16 protein-coding genes are annotated in these 17999 nt (G+C 68.5%); 7 read left to right on the top strand and 9 right to left on the bottom strand.

The annotated features are described in order from the left end of the window. The first annotated feature begins 487 nt into the window (after positions 1-487). The 4 genes from Q0066_RS05135 to Q0066_RS05120 all read left to right on the top strand — a co-directional run bounded on the left by Q0066_RS05135 (position 488) and on the right by Q0066_RS05120 (position 6273). A complete protein-coding gene (locus Q0066_RS05135) occupies positions 488-2548 on the top strand; it encodes an adenylate/guanylate cyclase domain-containing protein (RefSeq protein ID WP_298130744.1) in 2061 nt (686 codons plus the stop codon). Continuing rightward, complete coding sequence (locus Q0066_RS05130; RefSeq protein WP_298130742.1) at positions 2545-3972, top strand: mechanosensitive ion channel family protein; 1428 nt, start codon at positions 2545-2547, stop codon at positions 3970-3972. The genes Q0066_RS05135 and Q0066_RS05130 overlap by 4 nt, the downstream gene beginning before the upstream one ends. A gap of 142 nt (positions 3973-4114) precedes the next feature. Then, the gene (locus Q0066_RS05125) at positions 4115-5614 is read left to right on the top strand and encodes a HAMP domain-containing sensor histidine kinase (RefSeq protein WP_298130740.1); all 1500 of its coding nucleotides are present in this window, start codon (positions 4115-4117) and stop codon (positions 5612-5614) included. Then, positions 5611-6273, top strand: a complete 663-nt coding sequence (locus Q0066_RS05120; RefSeq protein ID WP_298130738.1) for a response regulator transcription factor — start codon at positions 5611-5613, stop codon at positions 6271-6273. The genes Q0066_RS05125 and Q0066_RS05120 overlap by 4 nt, the downstream gene beginning before the upstream one ends. Positions 6274-6303: 30 nt before the next feature. On the opposite strand, the gene Q0066_RS05115 is transcribed toward Q0066_RS05120, so the two are convergent. The 5 genes from Q0066_RS05115 to Q0066_RS05095 form a co-directional block, all read right to left on the bottom strand. After that, positions 6304-6669, bottom strand: a complete 366-nt coding sequence (locus Q0066_RS05115) for a hypothetical protein (protein WP_298130736.1) — start codon at positions 6667-6669, stop codon at positions 6304-6306. An 86-nt stretch (positions 6670-6755) separates the two neighbouring features. Beyond that, positions 6756-7931 (bottom strand): aminoglycoside phosphotransferase family protein, encoded by a 1176-nt coding sequence (locus Q0066_RS05110; protein ID WP_298130735.1) that lies wholly within the window; start codon positions 7929-7931, stop codon positions 6756-6758. A 177-nt stretch (positions 7932-8108) separates the two neighbouring features. Next, positions 8109-8540, bottom strand: coding sequence for a hypothetical protein (locus Q0066_RS05105; RefSeq protein WP_298130733.1), 432 nt, complete (start codon positions 8538-8540; stop codon positions 8109-8111). A gap of 259 nt (positions 8541-8799) precedes the next feature. Further along, positions 8800-9486 carry a cyclase family protein gene (locus tag Q0066_RS05100; protein WP_298130731.1) on the bottom strand — a complete coding sequence of 229 codons (687 nt, stop codon included), beginning with the start codon at positions 9484-9486 and terminating at the stop codon, positions 8800-8802. 193 nt (positions 9487-9679) lie between these two features. Then, positions 9680-10375: an FCD domain-containing protein gene (locus tag Q0066_RS05095; protein ID WP_298130729.1), complete on the bottom strand. Its 696-nt coding sequence runs from the start codon at positions 10373-10375 to the stop codon at positions 9680-9682. 223 nt (positions 10376-10598) lie between these two features. On the opposite strand from Q0066_RS05095, the gene Q0066_RS05090 reads away from it, so the two are divergent. From Q0066_RS05090 to Q0066_RS05080, 3 genes are all read left to right on the top strand, one after another. Further along, positions 10599-11342 carry a fructosamine kinase family protein gene (locus tag Q0066_RS05090; RefSeq protein ID WP_298130725.1) on the top strand — a complete coding sequence of 248 codons (744 nt, stop codon included), beginning with the start codon at positions 10599-10601 and terminating at the stop codon, positions 11340-11342. Between the two features lie 88 nt (positions 11343-11430). Next, positions 11431-12054 (top strand): hypothetical protein, encoded by a 624-nt coding sequence (locus tag Q0066_RS05085; RefSeq protein WP_298130723.1) that lies wholly within the window; start codon positions 11431-11433, stop codon positions 12052-12054. A 147-nt stretch (positions 12055-12201) separates the two neighbouring features. Next, entirely contained in the window at positions 12202-13710 is a 1509-nt protein-coding gene (locus Q0066_RS05080; RefSeq protein ID WP_298130721.1) for a glycosyltransferase family 2 protein, read from the top strand. Positions 13711-13940: 230 nt separating this feature from the next. On the opposite strand, the gene Q0066_RS05075 is transcribed toward Q0066_RS05080, so the two are convergent. The 4 genes from Q0066_RS05075 to Q0066_RS05060 all read right to left on the bottom strand — a co-directional run. Further along, positions 13941-14171 (bottom strand): DUF3073 domain-containing protein, encoded by a 231-nt coding sequence (locus Q0066_RS05075; RefSeq protein WP_298130719.1) that lies wholly within the window; start codon positions 14169-14171, stop codon positions 13941-13943. A gap of 103 nt (positions 14172-14274) precedes the next feature. Continuing rightward, on the bottom strand, positions 14275-15351 hold the full coding sequence (gene purM / locus Q0066_RS05070; protein ID WP_298130716.1) for a phosphoribosylformylglycinamidine cyclo-ligase: 1077 nt from the start codon (positions 15349-15351) through the stop codon (positions 14275-14277). After that, positions 15348-16835 carry an amidophosphoribosyltransferase gene (purF, locus tag Q0066_RS05065; RefSeq protein ID WP_298130714.1) on the bottom strand — a complete coding sequence of 496 codons (1488 nt, stop codon included), beginning with the start codon at positions 16833-16835 and terminating at the stop codon, positions 15348-15350. The genes purM and purF overlap by 4 nt, the downstream gene beginning before the upstream one ends. Positions 16836-17055: 220 nt before the next feature. Further along, positions 17056-17999: DUF4870 domain-containing protein (locus Q0066_RS05060; RefSeq protein WP_298130712.1), on the bottom strand; the 944-nt coding region annotated here is incomplete at its 5' end.

The raw sequence follows: 17999 nt of genomic DNA, 5'->3' as shown, positions 1-17999 counted from the left end.
CAGCGTTCGCCTGAAAAGTGAAAGGTCACCGGTTCGATCCCGGTCCTGGCCACCAGCAGTGCCTTTGCGGGGACACACGACGTCGAAAGATGCCGAGTGTCCCCGTTTCGGTCTTCATGTTGCCGTCCACCGCCCCTTCCCTCCTCGGCCCCGATGAGCTGGAATCGACTCTCGCCGTCCGATTTGATTTGCTTTTCAAGAGGTTCAGGACTCTCGCGAATCGTGCCGGAAAGAGCTTTCGGCGGGCCCGACCAGCAGTGGCGCAATGATCATCCTCGACGCTGCAACTCACCGTCCGATCAGTGATCGAGGCATATGGACATGAGCATTCCACCGGTTAGAGTGCTGGCGACCACCCAGGCGAGGCGAGAGGCGACCTGTGACGGCCACGACTGATACCCGCGAAACCCCCAAGAAAACACCGACTTCATCGGCTTCACACCGACGCCGACGAGGTGGTCTCAGCATTCAGTCGAAGCTGTTGCTGATGTTGCTGGGCGTCAGCCTGGTGGCGTCGGTGATCGTCGGCGCCATCGGCTATATCAGCGGGCGCGAGTCGCTACGCGAGGCCGCAATCGATCAACTGACGACCATTCGCGAACTCCGGGTGGGCGAGGTCGAAGGCGCGATGGCGAGTCTGAAACGCGGCGTGATACTCGACTCACGCAACCTCAGCGCACAGACGCTCTCGCGCGAGGTCAACGCGGGCTGGGACGACCTGCAGTCGCGGAAGCTCACTCCCAAGCAGCAGGCCGAGCTGGAGGCGTACTACTCCACGACGTTCATCCCCCAACTCCAGGCCCAATCAGAAGGAGAGACCTTCAGCAATCAGGCCTTCATGCCACAGAGCAACGCCGGCAAGTGGGCTCAGTATCACTTCACGATCCAGAACGACGATTTCGATAAGGCGCTCGACGACAATGACGGAAACGACGGCACGTCGTTCTCGAAGGCCACCGAGCGGTACGGCGACTATCTCTCCCGCCTTGTCCACCAGGCCGGCTATGAAGATCTGCTGCTGATGAACCTCGAAGGCGACGTCGTCTTTTCGGCTTACAAGGGCGTCGATCTCGGCACGAACCTGGTGACCGGCCCGTACCGCAACTCGCTGCTCGCTGGCGCATATCGAGACGTGGTGGCGAGCAACAGCGTGAACGCCGTACAGACCACCGATTTCGAGCCATGGATTCCGTCGCTCAACACCCCCGGGCTCTGGATAGTGTCACCGGTCGGCAACGACACGGCGATTACCGGAGTGCTCGCGGTGCAGATCTCCGTGGACACGGTCAACGATCTGATGACCGGAGCCAAACGCTGGAAGGAGCAGGGGCTGGGCGACACCGGTGAGGTCTACCTCGCGGGGTCGGATCGACTCATGCGCAGCATCTCGCGGAAGCTGGTCGAGGATCCGGACGGTTTCGCGGCGGCGGTCGTCGACAACGGCACGCCCCCGGCCATCGCCGACCGCATGGTCCAAAGTGGCAGCACGGTCCTGCTGCAACCGGTCGACACCTTCTCGGTCAACGAAGCGTTGCGGGGCCAGAGCGGCACGACGATCGCGAGATCGTACCTCGGCGACGAACGGATCACGGCCTACTCACCCGTCAAGATCGACGGGATGCATTGGGTCGCCGTCGCCCACATCACCACCGCCGAGGCGTTCGCTCCGGTGACCGAGTTCACTCGCAACCTGGTGTTGTCGACGCTCGGCATCCTGCTGGGCGTCAGCGTGCTCTCACTCGTTCTCGCGCAGGTGTTCTCACGCCCGGTGCTCCGACTCGTGGACGCCGTGCGCCGGGTCGCCGGTGGCGACCTCTCGGTGCAGGTACCCGAAGGGTCGCGCGATGAGTTCGGCGACCTGGGCAGCGCGTTCAACGACATGGCCTCGAGCCTGCGGATCAAACAGGAACTCATCGATGAGCAGCGGGTAGAGAACGAACAACTGCTGCACACCCTCATGCCCGAGAGCGTCGCCGAGCGCTACAAACAAGGTGAAGAGGCGATCTCGGAACACCATGAGAACGTGTCGGTCGTCTACGCCGAACTGGTCGGTCTCGACGACTACGCGCGCGGGCTCGACGCCGACGCCGAGATCGCCCAGCTGAACACCTTGATGCGCGGGTTCGACGAAGCGGCCGAGAAGGCCGGGATCGAGAAGGTGCGCACCCTGCGCGGTGGCTACCTCGCCTCCTCCGGCCTCGTCGTGCCGCGCATCGACAATGTCCGCCGCGCCGTCGAGTTCGCGCTCCAGATGCGCACTGTCGTCGGACGGTTCAACGCCCAGCACGGCACGTCGATCGACCTGCGCGCCGGCGTCGACACCGGCAGTGTCACAAGCGGTCTGGTCGCCCGCACCAACCTCGCCTACGACCTCTGGGGCGACGCGGTGAGCCTTGCGTACCGGGCCCGCAGCGTCTCGGGCGAGCCGGGAATCTACGTCAGCCAGACCGTGCGCGACCGGATGAAGGATTCCATGACATTCGCCGAGGCGGGCACCGTCCAACTGCGCGACTCGACCCGGGCGGTCTGGAAGGTCGTGCAGCCATGAACATCGTCGGCGAGACCTGGATGTGGTGGGCGGGCGCGTTCGCCGTCGGCGTACCCGTACTGCTCGTCGCGCTCACCGAGATCCTCGGTCATCTGACCCGCCGGAAGAACCCAGCCGCCGGGCCCGTCCGACTGGTGCGCAACTGGGTCGTCCCGGTCGGCGCCCTGCTCGCCCTGCTGGCGTTCGCGATCCAATCGCCCACCGATCAGGTGTGGATCCGCGTCGTCGCGACGATCTTCGGCTTCCTGGTGATCCTCCTCATCCTGTCGGCCTTCAACGTCGCACTCTTCGCGAACGCGAAGTCAGGGTCGTGGCGCGAACGCGTCCCGACGATCTTCGTCGAGATCGTGCGGCTGCTGCTGGTCGTCATCGGTCTCGCCCTGCTGTTCTCCTGGGTGTGGGGCGCCGACGTGGGCGGTCTGATCGCAGCACTCGGTGTGACGTCGATCATCATCGGCCTCGCGTTGCAGAACGCCGTGGGCGGAGTGGTCTCCGGTCTGCTGCTGCTCTTCGAGCAGCCGTTCAAGATCGGCGACGTCCTCGACGTCGGTAGCGGCGTGCGCGGTCGCGTGGTCGAAGTCAACTGGCGCGCCGTGCACCTCGATACCGGCGGCGGCATCGAGGTCATTCCCAACTCGAAACTGTCGGGCGCGTCGTTCACCAACCTGAGTCAGCCGCCCGGCCCGTACTACGTGTCGACCACGGTCAAGTTCACCACCGACGACCCCCCGGACGAGGTGACTGCGCTTCTCGTCGACGTTGCCGACTCGCTGCTCATGAGGGTGCCCGGAGAGCGCGCGACGGCCAGCTATTCGGGTGCGGCGACCTACACCGCGTCCATTCCGATCGGATCCCCCGGCGAAGCCGGCCGCACGCTCACTCTCTACCTCTCCTGGCTCTGGTACGCGGCGCGCCGTCGCGGACTGGCACTCGACGGCGACGCGACCGATCCCATCACCGAGCCGGCACGGATGGAGGAGGCGCTGGATGCGCTCGCCCCCGTGCTGCATCTCACCGACACCGACCGCGAGCGCGTGCGCGCCGCCTCGCGACTGATGCGCTTCGGCAAGGGCGAGATCGTCCTGCCTGCGGGCGTCACCCCGGACGAGGTGTTCATCGTCGTGTCGGGCCGCGCCGTCTTGTCGGTGCCCACGGGCGACGGCCAGTTCGAGTTCGCGACGACCGAAGCGGGTGAGATCATCGGGCACACGGCGCTCACCCGCGAGCAATCCCAGGCCCTCACGACGGCGGTCGACGTGCTGACCGTGCTCGCCGTCCCGCTCGAGACGATCGACGAGCTCGTGCGCGCTCGCCCCACGCTCGCCGCCGAGATCGGTGCGTCACTCGACGCGAAGCGCCAGCAGGCCCAGCAGGCGTTGGCCGCCGCCGGCATCGCCCGAGGCGTCCTCCAACTCAACCGCTGAGCCCCCACCGCTGCTGAGTGCCGCGGCTCCAACGACCGCAGCGGGCCTGGCTGCGGCAAAAGGACACGCGAGCGCGGTTCGATGAGAGGTCTCTCATCGACGGCACCCCCCATGGCAGCGGAGGCATTGACACAATGAAGCAATGGCACACGCGACGCGACCTTCGCCGGCGCTGGCGGGCCGCGTCCGTCTCCCCTGGCTGATCACGGTCCGCTCCCGGGTCATCGCCGCCGTCCTGGCTCTTGCCGCGTTGGCGCTGACCATCGCCGGCCTGACCGCCTACAGCCTGGAGCGGGCGATGGCCGAGCGTCGCGTCGAGGGCTACCTGGAGCGGGCGGTCGACGAGTTCCGGGTGCTCGCCTGCGGGCAGAGCGCCGACTGCGCCCCGGGCATCGACCCGACCACCGGGCGTCCGTTCGCCAGCCCCACCGACCTGATCCGGGTCGCCATGCAGAGCCAGGTGCTGGCGGCGAACGAGAGCGAACTCGGCATCGTCAACGGCAAGGTGGTGTGGACGGCGCCCGAGGGCGTCACTTTCCGGCCCGAGCAGGATCCCGAGTTCGTGAACACCGTCGTGCCGCTGAGCGAACTCGACCACGTCACCCGCGGGCGGCTGGCCACCCCGATGGCCGACTACTTCTACGCCGTCACCCCGGTCCGCTTCCCCAACCAGAGCGGCGCCCTGGTGCAGACCTTCGACATGCGCGCCGAGTTCGCAATGCTGCGCGCCACCTACCTCACCTATGCCCTGGTCGCGGTGGGGTCGCTGGCCATGGTCGGCTTCCTGATCTGGCTGCTGGTCGGACGCCTGCTGCAGCCGATCCGGCTGCTGCGCACCACCGCCGAGGACATCACCGAACACGACTTGACCCGCCGCATCCCGGTGCACGGCAACGACGACCTGTCGGCGCTCACCCGCACCGTGAACGCCATGCTCGACCGGCTGAACGCCGCCATGGGCAGCCAGCGACAGTTGCTGGACGACGTCGGTCACGAACTGCGGACGCCGGTGACCATCGTCCGCGGCCACCTGGAGCTGATGGACGCCGACGACGCCGACGATGTCCGCACCACCCGGGCGCTGGCCCTGGACGAGCTGGACCGGATGGGCCGCCTGGTCGACGACCTGCTCACCCTGGCCAAGGCGGAACGCAGCGACTTCATCCAGCCCCAGCCGACCGACATCGGACGTCTCACCGACGAGACCCTGGAGAAGGCGCGCGGCCTGGCCCCCCGACGCTGGCTGCTCGATGAACTGGCCGACGTCGAGGCGGTCCTCGACCCGCAGCGGGTCACCCAGGCCTGGCTGCAGCTGGCGTCCAACGCGGTCAAGTACTCCCCCGGCGACACCCCGATCGCGCTCGGCAGCGCGGTGCGCGACAGCGAACTGTGGCTGTGGGTCCGCGATCAGGGCGTCGGCATCTCGCCCGAGGAACGCGAACTGGTGCTGGCCCGCTTCGGACGTGGCGCCAACGCCCCGCTGCGCGCCGACGGCGCCGGGCTCGGGCTCGCCATCGTCGACAAGATCGTCACCGGTCACAGCGGCCGGGTCGACATCGAGTCAACCCTCGGCCAGGGCAGCACCATCGCCCTGGTCGTCCCCCTGCAATCCGCCACACCCGCCCTGGAGGCAGCCCCGTGAGCCAGATCCTGATCATCGAGGACGAACCCCGCATCGCCGCCTTCGTGGCCAAGGGGCTACGCGCCGCCGGCTACAGCACCCACATCGAGAGCAGCGGCATCATCGGCGCCCAGCTCGCGGTGTCGGACGACTTCGACCTGGTCATCCTCGATGTCGGCCTGCCCGACATCGACGGCTTCGAGGTGCTGAACCGGCTGCGTGGCCAGGGTGTCGGGGTGCCGGTGATCATGCTCACCGCCCGCTCGTCGGTGACCGACACCGTTGCCGGCCTGGAGGGTGGCGCCGACGACTACATGGCGAAGCCGTTCAGTTTCGAGGAGTTGCTGGCCCGGGTGCGGCTGCGGTTGCGGCCCGACCCGGCCACGGCGGCGTCCGCGACGACCCTGACCCATCGTGACCTGAGCCTCGACCTACGCACCCGGCGGGCCACCGTCGCGGGCCGCGAGGTCGACCTGTCGGCCCGCGAGTTCACCCTCGCCGAGGCCTTCCTCACCAACCCCGGGCAGGTGCTCAGCCGCGAGCAACTGCTCTCGCGCGTCTGGGGTTATGACTTCGACCCCGGTTCGAATGTGGTGGACGTCTACGTGCGGTACCTGCGCCGCAAGCTGGGTGCTGAGCGGTTCGAGACGGTGCGCGGCATGGGTTACCGGCTGGTGTGAGATCAGCCCGGGCTGAGGTCGCCCGGCAGGTTAGGGAGTGTTCGCCGACCGCGGCGAGCGGGCCGACAGCGGCGACTTGGGACTGGCCGGCGAATCGTTGAGCGGACGTGGCTTGGCGGCCGGAACCTTCTTGGCCTGACCGTCGGGCTCGGCCTTCGTGGTGGTTGTGCCGGTGTCCGTTCCCTTGCCCTGGATGGCCCCGGCACCCTTGGCACCTGGCGCGACCGCCACGGGCGGCCGCACCGGTCCGACGTCGACACCGGCGTTCACCACGACCGCGGGCCCGGCCTGCTTGGCGGCGGGCTGGGTCTCGGTGGCGCAACCACCGGCGCCCAGCACGGCGAGGCCGAGAGCACCACTGACGAGCCATCGTCCGGCACGAGTCGGAGCATCCATGCCCGCCAGTTCATCAGCGGTCGATGAACCGGGTGGGAGCGGCCGATGAGAGAGTTCTCATCAAGGCCGCGGCGAGTGGCTGAGCCTCAGCTCAGCGCCTGGCGGGCCCGCACCAGCCAGGCACGGGCCAGGTCGAGCCTGGCCAGGGCCGTGGGTACGTCGGCACCGGAGACCAGGCTGAGAATGACGGCGCCGGTCCGGGCGCGCAGCGAGGCCGGATGCACCGCACGTTCGAACTCGGCACGCCAGGTCTCGACGACCTCGGCCACCCGCGGATAGTGCTCGGGTGAGAGGTTGGGCAACACCGAGACGTGGCCGAGCAGGCAGGCCAGGTCGTCGTCGCGGCGTCCGGGACCCAACGAATCGAGGTCGATCACCGAACTGGCCCGCCCGTCACGGGTGAAGATGTTCGCCTCGTAGTAGTCGCCGTGGGTGGGCACCAGCGGTCCGGACGGCGCCAGCGCCAGCAGTCTGCTGATCTCGCCGGCCAGGGCGTGGATCTCGTCGGCCTGGTCGGGCAGGACGGCTGCGGCACCGGCGGCGTGGAAGTCGATCCGATCGCTCCAAGAGTCACGGCGGGGGAACCGCACGGTCTGCGCCGGCAGCGCGTCCAGCAGCGCCGTCAGGGACGCCGCCGACGGCAACTGCTCGGGGTGGTCGGGCCAGGCGACCAGCGCCTGCGCCAGCGAGATGCCCTCCGCCGCGGCGCTGACCACCACGCCGGGTACCGGCTCGGCGAGGACGGCAGGGGCGATGCCGGCGTCGTGCAGCAACTGCTGACGCTGCGCCAGGCCGGTCGACTTGCCGGGCCGCAGCACCTTCACGAAGGCGGGCCGTTCACCGCGGGCGGCGAGCACGGCCCGGCGCAGCGGACGGTAGGCCAGCATCTCCAACTCGACCGGAGCACCCAGCCACGCGCCCACCGTGTCGGTGTCGCAGGCGGCGGGAAGCCCGGGCAGCCGCGGGTCCGCGGGATGCCGCCAGGCGCGCAGCACCAGGTCGTTGTGGACCAGGGTGGCGACCCCTTCGGTCACCTCAACCGTGGTCAGGCCGAGCCACTCCTCGGTCGGGCTGTGCGCCGACGGCAGGTCGTACCAGATCTGGTAGATGGCGCTCACGTCGGCACCAGGCCGATGGTGGACGCGGTCGAGTTCGAACCGGAAGCCGGGGAGTTCCACGGCGGGGTCGCCGGTCAGGGCCAACTGCAGCACCGAACCCGCCTCCGGCGAGGTCATCAGCGCCATTGCCCGGTCGATCGTCACCCGTGCCCTCCTCGAACTCTCCCCAAGCATGCCGGATGCCGGCGGCCGGGCATATCGCCGGGAGGTGCGTTGCCCCAAGCACGACTCCCCGAACACGCCGATGCCCCGGCACGAGCCTCCTCCTGACTCGCGCCGGGGCACCTGGCCAGCCGCTGCGGGGCGGCACCGCTCGACGCGTCAGTCGTTGCTGCGCGCCGAAGGGGCGCTCTTGGGTGAGTTCGGGGTCCGCGGAGACACCGGGGACTTGGCCGACACCGGGGACTTCGGCGAGACCGGCGACTTGGCCGACACCGGAGACTTCGGGGAGACCGGGGACTTCGCCGACACGGCGGTGCGCGGCGACGCCGGGGTCTTCGCGGTGTTCGCGGTGCGCGGCGAGGCGGGGGTGTTCGCGGTCGCGGTGGACGGCGCCGTGAACGCCTTCGGAGCGGCCTCGTGCGCCCCGGTGGTGGTGACCTGCTCACCGGCGACGGCGGACGCCGCGATGCTCTGCTCGGTGGGCAGCGCTGAGCTCTCCTGGCCGGCGAACGCGTAGGCCGCACTGGCCATCACGCTCAGCCCGAGCGCCCCGGTGGCCACCCAAGCGGTGGTGGTCTTCTGAATCCTCATCATGATGTCGTTCCTCTCCTCTGGCTTGCCCACTACTGAACCAAGCGGTTGTGAGCAGTCGCGGAGACGATGATGAGAACCACCTCATCTGAGCTCATCCGTCATCCCGGCGAACGCCGGGATCTCGATCAGCCGCGCCGATTGAGCTTGTCGAAAGCGGGTTACGAGGGGTCTCGACAAGCCCGGCCAACGGTGGCCCGAGACAACGAAATGGCCGGCTCGCAGCAGCGAGCCGGCCAGATCAGTGACCAGCAGGAGGTCAGTCGGCGAGCTTCGCCATCACGTTGACCTGGGCGCCGTCCACACCCCGGACGCGCAGCGGGCCCAGGGTGACGAACTCGATCTTCTTGTCGCCCAGCGGCGCCAGCGTCATGTCCTCGATGCCGACGATGTAGCGGTCGACGTGGTTGCCCAGCAGCCACTGGTGGGCGTCCTTGCCGTAGCCGTTGGACGGGCTGGCGATGGAGAGCCAGTCCATGCCGATGCACTGCACCTTGTCGGTGTTCTCGATCAGCCAGCGGCAGGTGTCCGGGTGGAAGGAGAGGCCCTCGTGCTCGTAGGTGTGCGGGTCGCTGAACTTGTTCGCCTCGAAACCGGTGCGGAACAGCACCAGCCGCTTGCCCTGCAGCTGCTCGGCGTAGGGCTCGACGTCGGAGACCTCGATGACCGACTTCGGCTTGTTCTTCGCAGGCAGGTCGATCACCAGCACCTCGTCGCCCTCGTAGCCCCAGATGTCGTCCGGCAGGTCGATCATGTCGATGCCGTCGGGGTTGAAGTGGTGCGGGGCGTCCATGTGGGTGCCGAAGTGGTTGGGCAGGTGGATCATCGCCGAGTTGAACGGCTTGCCGTCCTTACCGATGACCGAGTCGGGCTCGAAGGTGACCACCGGCTCGCCCGGGTAGGCGTTGTCCTTCGGATCGAGGATGTGTGAGAGATGGACGAACACTGCTGCTCCTTCGCATATGGGTTGTTCGTTGTCGGATCAAGGATGCGCGGGGCCTGACCTTCGCTCATCGATGAACATATCGGGTATCAGACATCTGATCTTCCGTCATGGATGGCGCAGCCGTCAAGAGGTCATCGACGATCACCGTTGGTCGAGCTTGTCGAGACCCCTGCCGGAGCGGGCGCGGGCTTCGTCAGAGCACGTAGCGGATCAGGTCGCGCTCGGTCTGGTCCATGTGCGCCGCCATCGCGGCGGCCGCCAGGTCGGCGTCCTGGGTGCGCAACGCGTCGAGGACGGCGTTGTGCATCTCGATCGCGTGCTCCTGCACCGCCGGAACCCGGGACGTGTCAGTGCGGCGCTGCTTCAGCAGCGCCTGCAGCGGGTCGAACAGGGTGCGGACGAAGCGGTTGCCGCAGGAGTCCAGGATGACGTCGTGGAAGGCGATGTCGTGCACCACGAACGCCTCCACGTCGTTGGCCACCGAGGCGGCCCGCATGCCGTCCAGTTCCCGCTCCATCTGGTCCAGGTCGTCGGATCCCATCCGGGTCGCGGCGAGGGCGCAGGCGCCGGTTTCGATCATCCGGCGCAGCTGCAGCAGCTGGATCGACGAGTCGGCCCGTCCGATCTGCTCCTCGGCCACCTGCAGCGCGGCGCCGATGTCGGTCCAGCGCCCCACCGGGTTGAGTTCGCTGCGCCGTCCCGGCACGGTGCGGACGATGCCCTGCGCCTGCAGCTTGCGGATCGCTTCCCTGATGGTCAGCCGGTTCACGTCGAACCGGGTGGCCAGTTCGGCCTCCGCCGGCAGCGGCTCGCCCGGGACGAGGCGTCCGGCTACGACGTCGTCGAGGAGTTCCGAGATCAGCTGGTCGACCAGCGATTCGCGCCCCATGGCCACCCCGCTTCTCGGATCGTCTCGGATTGAGTGGAGTAGGCAATCCACTCGCTTCTCGGGAGCCTAGTCGACAACGCTTATCCGATAAGGACCTCGACAAGCTGGACCAACGCAACCCACCGCTGGTTGAGCTTGTCGAAACCACTCAGCGAGCGCCTACCGACAGGGGTCTCGACAAGCTCGACCGGCGGAGGGATCCCCACCTCCGTAGGCTCATGGCATGCCGCATGCCTACGTCAAGACGCGTCCGGACGCCCCCGCGGGCTTCTTCGCCGCCGAGGCCGCCGGCCTGCGCTGGCTGAGCGTGCCGGACGGTGTCCCGGTCGCCGGCGTCCATGCCGTGACGCGGACGTCGCTCACCATCGATCGGGTGCCCATCGGCAGCCCCACCCGCGCCGCCGCCGAGGAGTTCGGACGCCGCCTCGCCGCCACCCACGACGCCGGGGCCACCTTCTTCGGCATCGGCCCGGACGGCGGTCCCGGGCTCGGCTGGATCGGGGACGCTCCCCTGCCATTGCGCACCGTGTCGCCGGCGTCCTGGGGCGCCTGGTACGCCGAGGATCGGCTGCTGTTCCACGCCCGCCGCGCGGGCATCGCCGACCCGGCGCTGGACCGGGTGGTCGAGCGACTGGCGTCCGGAGACTTCGACGACGACGCCCCGCCGGCCCGAATCCACGGCGATCTGTGGTCGGGGAACGTGCTGTGGTCGCCGGATGGTGTGGTGCTGATCGATCCCGCGGCGCACGGCGGTCACCGACTCACCGATCTGGCGATGCTGGCGCTGTTCGGCACCCCGCAGCTGGCTCGCATCCATGCCGCCTACGCGGAGGCGTCCGACCGGCTTCCCGACGGCTGGGGCGAGCTGATCGGATTGCACCAATTGCATCCGCTATTGGTGCATGCGGAGCTGTTCGGCGGCGGGTACCGCGCCCAGGCCCTGGACGTCGCTCGCCACTATTCCTAACTGCACTAAATATCGGTACGGCGCCGCACCTCGACAACCATTCGAAATGGTGCGGCGAAACTCTGGGGATACTGATTGACTTCAGCCCATGAATTCACGTCGAGGACGAATGGCGACCGCCGGGGCGGCCCTGGGCCTGGCACTCGCCGCCGCCGGCTGCGGCACCCCACCCTGGCAGGCCAGCACCTCCCCCACCCCCACCGTCACCGCGTCCGCCACCCCGGCACCGTCGGCCAGCAACGATCTGGCCCGCGGCTCCCTGAAGCGCAGCCTGACCGCCGGCGCGGCCAAGCTGGAGGTCAACTACTGGTCGACGCTCGACCTCGCCCAATGGACGCCTGAGCTGCCGAAACCGCTGAACATCGTGGTGTCGGGCACCTTGCAGGGCGGAGCGAAGGGCCAGCAGGTCTTCCTCAGCGCCGTCCGGGTGGCAACCGTCGCGACCGGCGCCGACGGAACGCCCCACGTGCTCGACGCCGCCGACGATGTGGCGTCCGTCGCCCCCGGCTATCTGATCAGCAAGCCCAACTCTTATCAGCAGGTGCTCACCCTGCCGGCCGCGCCCGCCGGCAGCACCGCGCTGAAGATCACCCTCACCTACGAGTTGCTGATCCAGTCCGAACCGAAGTCGGACGCCTTCCTGCGGCAGGCCACCTCGGACACTCTCGAAGTCCCTCTGGTCACCGGTTCCAGCCCGCAGGCGACCCCCTGAATCAACGGGGGAACCACCTGTAGGCAACCTCAAGAAATGGTGGATCCGACTCTTGAGAATCTCTTGATTGGAGGCCCACCGGCACCAGGGGAAGCCTCATGGTTGACGGATCAGTCTTTTCTCAACCCCACCAAGGAGTGAGAAAAGATGAGCACCATTCAGTTCGAGACAGACCCCCGTCAGATCGCTCTGCACCGCACCGCGACCGTCAGCCACGACGACGCGACGGCAGAGCAGGACGGCCTCGGCCTGTCGCGCTACGTCCGCCAGCACTTCGCCGACATCGACGCCCTGCCGACCTACCGCCCGGTCATCGGCTGCATCATTCCGGCCTACAACGAAGCCGAGACCATCGAGGCGGTGCTGCGGTCGCTGCTCAAGCAGACCCGGCTGCCCGACCAGATCCACGTGATCGTCAACAACACCTCGGACGAGACTTTCGAGCTGGCGGCCAAGTTCGCCGGCCCGCGGACGGCGAAGAAGCGGCAGAAGGGCGAGACGGCCCGCCAGACCACCGAGATCTTCGTGCACGACATCGGCGAGAACCCGGACAAGAAGGTCGGCGCGCTGAACTACGGCTACTCGCTGATCCCGGACGCCGACTACCTGCTCGGCGTGGACGGCGACACCACCCTGGCCAAGGACTGCGTCGCCCGGCTCGAGGAGGAGATTCTCTCCGACTCGCGGATCGGCGGCATCTCGGCCATCTACACCATCGACGACAACGGCTTCCGCGGCCTGGTGGCCCCGCTGCTGATCGCCGGCCAGCGCGCCCAGTTCGCCGCCTTCAACATGCAGAACATGCTGCGCGGCCGGAACATGGCGGTGCTCGGCGGCCAGTGCTCGATCTTCTCGATGAAGGCGCTGCGCGAGGTGATGGCCGACAACCACCAGGCCACCCCGTGGGTCAACGACTCCGAGGTCGAGGACAGCCTGCTCAGCCTGCAGATCAAGTCGGCCGGCTACCTGACCAAGATCTCGGCCCGGGCCCGGGCGTCCGTGGGCGGCATGACCACCCTGCGCGCGCTGGACGGCCAGCAGGTGAAGTGGAACTACGGCGCCATCGACCTGATGTGGCCGGGCCAGCGCGGCGACACCAAGGGCCAGCCGTTCCACCCGAACCTGCGGCTGCGCTGGGCGGAGAACTTCGGGATGGCGACCAACATCTTCACCCGGGTGGCGTTCATGCTGCTGCTCGCCGCGGCGCTGTCGATCAACGCCTTCGTCTTCTCGCCCTGGTGGCTGATCCCGCCGGTCGTGGCGATCCTGCTCAACGTCCGGATCGCGATGAGCATGAAGGAGCGCAACTGGAAGGACGTGCTGTTCGCCGCCAGCGGTATCGGCGCCGAGGTCTACATGTGGCTGCGCGCCGGGCACTTCGTCCGGGCCTGGGTGAAGTTCCTGTCCAAGGTGCAGACCGACAACTGGGCCGAGCAGGCCAAGGCCGAGCGCGGCTCGGGCAACAGCCACCTGGTTCCGCTGATCGTCCTGGGTGTGTCGTTCGTCGTCCTGGGCTGGACCTGGTTCCAGCTGCCCACCCTGATCCAGAGCTCGATCCTGTGGCTCGGCTGGCCGGTCCTCTACGTGGTGACCATCGCCCAGACGATCGTGATGTTCGCCAAGCTGATCCGTCGCCAGCACGGCTACAAGGTCTGATCCCACACCACCAGCCACACACACCCGGTCCGCACACGCGGGCCGGGTGTTCGGCGTGGAAGCGAGTTGAGGAGATCGTCGCAGCACCGAGGCGTCCGACCCCGCTCACCGAGCGACCCACCCGACAAGCCCCTCCCTAACTACCTGGGCCCTCCCACAGGCGGGAGGGCAGAGATAGTTAGGGAGGGGTTTAGCGGTCCGAGGGGCCGGCGGCGGGTGCCGGGCCGGGATCAGCCGAAGCGGCGACCGTCGCCGTCGTCGGAGTCGGCGTAGCGAGTCGCCAGCTCTGCGTAGGGATCGTCCTCGTCGTCGTCATCTTCCGCTACATCGTCCTCGACCGGGTCGCTGTAGTGGTCACCGCGCAACTCGCGCTCAAGAGACGCGAAGTCGGTGTCGTACGAACGGTATTTGAGATCGCGAGCAACTCGTGTTTGCTTCGCTTTGGCACGGCCGCGCCCCATATGGGTCAGCCCCCTCGCAGGTCACAGCGGCAATGCCGCTTCATTCGTCAAAATGTGTCGTGAGCACAGGGTACCCAAAGACCCCAAGCCAGGAAAGCTGGCCTCACTGCGCGGGATGGTTCCCGATCAACTCGACCGAGGCGGGCGCTCCGGCCTCCGCCCGGGTCTCGCCGAGCAGCCAGGACGGCACCCCACGGGCCTCCAGCAGGGCCTGGGCGGCGTCCACCGACGCCTGGGGCAGCACCACCGCCATGCCGACGCCCATATTGAGCGTCGCCTCGATGTCGGGCTGTGCGATTCCGCCCACCTGCTGCACCGTGGCGAAGACCGGGGCCGGCGTCCAGCTGGCCCTGTCGAGCCGGGCCGCGACGCCGTCCGGCAGCACCCGGACCAGATTGTTGGCCAGTCCGCCGCCGGTGATGTGGCTGATCGCATGCACCTCGCAGCCCTCGACCAGCGCCAGGATGTCTTTGGCGTAGACCCGGGTGGGAGTGAGCAGTTCCTCGCCGAGGGTGCGGCCGAAGTCGTCGACGTGACGGTCCAGTGACCAGCCGGCGTCGGTCAGCAGCACCTTGCGGACCAGCGAGTACCCGTTGGAGTGCAGCCCGGACGCCGCCAGCGCGAGCACCACGTCACCCGGCCGGACGCGGTCCGGGCCGAGGATCTTGTCCCGCTCCACGACGCCGGTGGTGGCGCCGGCGATGTCGTACTCGTCGGGGTGCAGAAGCCCCGGGTGTTCGGCGGTCTCGCCGCCCAGCAGCGCCGCGCCGGCGGCCGCGCAGGCCTGCGCGATGCCCTTGACGATGCCGGCGATCCGCTCGGGCACCACCTTGCCGCAGGCGATGTAGTCGGTGACGAACAGCGGCTCGGCACCGGTGACGACCAGGTCGTCGACCAGCATGCCGATCAGGTCCCAGCCGATGGTGTCGTGGATGTCCAGGGCCTGCGCGATGGCGACCTTGGTGCCGACACCGTCGGTGGACGTGGCCAGCACCGGGTGGCGGTAGCCCTTCAGCGCGGACGCGTCGAAGAAGCCGGCGAAGCCGCCCAGGCCGCCGAGCACCTCCGGACGCCGGGTGGCGGCCACATGGGCCTTCATCAGCTCGACGGCACGGTCACCGGCCTCGATGTCGACGCCCGCCGCGGCGTACGCCGAAGTCGTCCGGTCCGGTCCGCTCACGTGGTCCTCCCCCGCTCTGCCGGAGTCTGCTCCAGCCGCATCTTCTCGGCCCGTCCGGCCGGCACCTCAACCGGGTACTCGCCGTCGAAACAGGCCCGGCACAAGGTCTTCTTCTGCAAACCGGTGGACGCCACGAGGCCCTCGAGGCTGATGTAGCCGAGCGAGTCGGCGCCGATCGAGCGGCAGATCTCCTCGGTGCTCAGCCCGGGGGCGATCAGTTCGGCGCGGGTGGCGAAGTCGATGCCGTAGAAGCACGGCCATTGCACCGGCGGCGACGAGATCCGGACGTGGACCTCGGCGGCACCGGCCTCGCGCAGCATCTTCACCAGCGCCCGCTGGGTGTTGCCGCGGACGATCGAGTCGTCGACGACCACCAGCCGCTTGCCTTCGATGACGTCGCGGATCGGGTTCAGCTTGAGCCGGATGCCGAGCTGGCGGATGGTCTGCGACGGCTGGATGAAGGTGCGGCCCACGTAGGCGTTGCGGGTCAGGCCGAGTCCGTAGGGAATGCCGGACGCGTCCGCGTAGCCGATCGCGGCCGGAATGCCCGACTCGGGCGTCGGGATCACCAGGTCGGCGTCGGCGGGAGCCTCCAGCGCCAGGGTGCGGCCGATCTCGACCCGCACCGAATGCACCCGGCGGTTGCTGATCAGGGTGTCGGGGCGGGCCAGGTAGACGTACTCGAACAGGCAGCCCTTGGGGTCGGCGGCGGCGAAACGGGTGGAGCGCAGCCCGCCCTCGTCGATGGTGATCAACTCACCCGGCTCGACCTCGCGGATGAAGGTGGCGCCGACGATGTCCAGACCGGCGGTCTCACTGGAGACCACCCAGCCGTTCGCCAGGCGTCCGAGCACCAGGGGACGGATGCCCTGCGGGTCGCGGGCGGCGTACAGCGAATGCTCGTCCATGAACACGAAGCAGAAGGCGCCGCGCAGTCGGGGCAGCACCTCGAGCGCGGCGCCGTGCACGCCCAGATGCGAGTAGGTCGCCATGATCGCGGTCACCAGCGCGGTGTCGCTGGTGGAGTCCATCCGGTCCTTGTGCGGCACCTCCTGGGAGGCGTCGCGCTCCTTGAGCCAGCTCTCCAGCTCGTCGGTGTTGGTCAGGTTGCCGTTGTGCGCCAGCGCCAGCCCGCCGGACTCGGTGGCCCGGAAGGTCGGCTGGGCGTTGCTCCACACGCTCGCGCCGGTGGTCGAATAGCGGCACTGCCCGATCGCCAGGTGGCCGTGCAGCGAGTTCAGGGTGGGTTCGTCGAAGACCTGGGACACCAGGCCCATGTCCTTGAACACCATGATCCGCTCGCCGTTGCTCACCGAGATACCGGCCGACTCCTGGCCGCGGTGTTGCAGCGCGAACAACCCGAAGTAGCTGAGCTTGGCGACTTCCTCACCCGGAGCCCACACACCGAAGACCCCACAGGCGTCCTGGGGTCCCTTGTCCTGGGGATCTAGATCGTGAGTGAGGCGACCGTCCGGACGAAGCACGGCGTTCACTCTAGCGTGGACGCCACGGCCTCCCGACCGCGCCCGGGAATCGTGGGCTGTCGGGACGGTCGTGGCTGGGCAGGAGATCCCGGCGTGCGCCGGGATGGCGGGCCAGGGTTGGTCGCTGTGGCAGGGCGGCTCGTCATCCCGGGCTCGACCCGGGATCTCCGTGCGGACGCCACAGGGCCCGCCGTGGCGGCGGGCCCTGTGATCGGCGGTGCTACTTGATGACCTTGATCGAGAACGGGTACTTGTACGGCCGTCCCTGGTTCTCCGACACCGCACCCATGATCGAGAAGATCAGGCTGGCCAGGCCCACCAGCGGCCACAGGAAGGCGCCGATCGCGATCCCGGTCAGGATGTAGCTGATGATGAAGCCGATCGCGATGGTGATCTGGAAGTTCAGCGCCTCGACGGCAGCCGCCCGGATGCGCGGGCTGGTCTTGCCCTTGGTGTTCATGATCAGCAGCGGCGCGATCCAACCCAGGACACCCGCAGTGATCAGGGCCGCGGCCGGTCCGGACCAGTGCGCCGCGGGTGCCCAGAACTTCTCGTCACTCTGGCTCGCCCCATAGGGCTGCATGCCGTAGCCGGGTTGTTGCCCGTAGCCGTACGGGGGCTGCTGGCCATAGGACTGCTGCTGACCGTAGGACCCGGGCTGGCCGAACGGGCTCTGCTGCCCGTAGGGGGACGACTGCGGATCCGCGTAGGGCGGCTGGGTCTGCCCGTACCCGGACGGCGGCTGCTGCCCGTAAGCGGCCTGCGGCTGGCCCGTTGAGCCGTAGCCACCGGGCTGGCCGTAGGAGGACGCCGACGGCGCCGACGGCGCACTGCCCGGCTGGCCGTAGCCGGACTGGCCGTAACCCGGCTGACCGTAGCCGCCCTGTTCCGGCTGACCCTGAGCACCCGACGACGCCGACGGCGCGGCACCGGGCTGCCCATAGGACGGCTGACCGTAACCACCGGACTGGGCCGACGGCGCCGCGCCGGGCTGACCGTAGCCGCCGGGCTGTCCATAACCACCGGCGGGTTGTCCGTAGCCCGAATAGGGCGTGGTGGCCGCGGGCTGTCCGCCCGGCTGGCCGTAGCCGCCGTAGGGTGCCGAGGGTGCCGACGGAGCGCTGCCGGACTGGCCGTACTGCGCCGCGGGCTGGCCGTACTGCG

This window comes from Micropruina sp. (assembly GCF_027492755.1).
GTDB lineage: Bacteria > Actinomycetota > Actinomycetes > Propionibacteriales > Propionibacteriaceae > Micropruina.
This window is presented reverse-complemented; position numbering and strand designations above follow the sequence as displayed.